The organism is Fibrobacter sp. (assembly GCA_012523595.1).
Lineage (GTDB): Bacteria > Fibrobacterota > Chitinivibrionia > Chitinivibrionales > Chitinispirillaceae > JAAYIG01.
Genome location: JAAYIG010000240.1, coordinates 1 through 1,913, shown reverse-complemented (window position 1 = coordinate 1,913; position 1,913 = coordinate 1). Strand labels below are relative to the sequence as shown.

1 protein-coding gene is annotated in these 1,913 nt (G+C 44.6%); it reads right to left on the bottom strand.

The window, feature by feature from the left end; all coding sequences use genetic code 11:
• Positions 1-377: 377 nt before the first annotated feature.
• The coding region (locus GX089_16640; protein NLP04124.1) for an OmpA family protein at positions 378-1,913 on the bottom strand (1,536 nt) is incomplete at its 5' end.

Here is a 1,913-nt window from a genome sequence, read left to right as displayed (position 1 = left end):
GGTTTGGTCGCCATGTGTCCTCCTTTACTATACACGTGTGTATCCTGAGGGTTATTCAGGGTAAAAAGAGAGTAGCAAAAACCGGGGCAGTTTTGAGTAATAGATTCACCTTTGGGATGAGCGGCGCAGAGGGGAAAATTCGCCCCTGAGATAACTTGCTGATTAAAGGCATGTTCAATAAATCATCTCCGGGGTAAATGAAAAAGAGCTTAAATCATTAATTCATCTCTAAGATAAAAAAGTACTCTTTGAAATGAAAAACAGTTAGCGCCATGTCAAACACAAAAGTCAGAAACACAAATGTACTGGTTTATCTGAAAAAAGAAAAGACACCCCATTAAGAGGTGCCTTCACGGTTAAATGTATTCCGGCCTTTTTTACTGATTGTATTCCTTCAAAGCATCGGTATTGATCACTTTAAGTTCTACACGCCTGTTAACCTTTCGTCCTTCGGCAGTGCTGTTTGATGCCTTTGGAAGATCAGGACCGTATCCTTTTGCTGTTAGCCTCTGAAGCAGGTTTGGAGATACACTCACCAGATACGAGCGAACCGATTCTGCTCTCATCTGGCTCAGCATCATGTTCTTATCATACCTGCCGATGTTATCGGTGTGTCCGCCAACCTCAATGAGCAGCTTGGGATATTTCTCAAGCATTTTTGCGATTATATTGAGATATGGGCGTGAGTTAATGGATATTTCCGTTTTCCCACTCTCGAAATAAACAGCATCAAGCAGCAGCATACCAGTGGAGAGTAACTGTTTTTCAGCTTCAGAACGTTTTGATTTCTCCTCTTCGAGTTTTTTCTTTACCAACGTAAGAGAGTCAGCCAGAGCGATAGAGTCTCTACGGGTCTTCTCGGCCAACTGCTGAGCAACCTGAGCGAGCGAATCTGCCCGGCGCTGCTGAGCCAGAGAATCCTCTCGTGCCTTTTTGGCAAGAGCACTTGACTCTTCTTCAAGTTGTTTTGCTTTGCGTTCCAGTTCCGCTTTTTCATGCGCTTCCTGCTTAGCTTTTTCAGCAGCTTCTCTCCGTTTACGTTCCAGAACATCAACAGAGAAAGTTATGCCGCCAAAAAGCCTGAACTTCTCAAGTGCATATTTATCCTGAACCTTCTGGCGAGGCTCTGAAAGTGCTATGTCGGATCCAAAAGTGAAGGAAACAAAATAGGGACTTCTGATAGTAAAAGACGGGGTGATCCAGAACGGATCAGAAGAAAACTCCACATCGTGCAGGTAGGTCCGGGAATTCAATTCTACTCCCAGGCTTACATACCGACCGAAGATACCCTGAATGCCAGCGGAGAGAATCATCAGATTGGATTTTGATTCTTCAACGGATGTAACAAATGCCTGATTGAGCATGATTTTCAGGGCAGTTTTTTCATCTCCATAAATAAAGCTTTCTATCAGCCTGCCCATCATATCATATCCGATGCGGGTGTCGAAATAGTTGAACCCATCGGCTCTGTTTTTATTAATCTGATTTGCCGCTGTTCCGCCAATCAATACAAGCTGAGCTCCAAGTCTGAAAGGAGCTTCTGCCGGGAGAGGCAGCATTCCCTGAACTCCTCCGGTGATGGAACCTAAACCGGAACTGTTGCTGTAGTCATATTTGTTGAGTCCAAAGAAGGAGAGGGTTGCAAAGAGTTCAATATAGTCGCTTGTAGCAAAGGAGAATGCTACTTTACCGGTACCAACGTTGGTGCCCTTGTTTGGTGCACCCGGTATTGAGTTTTTCTGCTGGTACCAGTTACCGGAAACATTTACAGTGAGTCTTCCCGCTCCCAGTGCTTCTCCTGACAGAGTTTGGGTTAATCCCCTTGTACCATTGAAAGTCATGGTAGGAGGAATTTGTGTTGTGTCCACCTCTTTTGAAAAAGAAAGGGCTGCAGAGACAAGAAGAACTGTTCC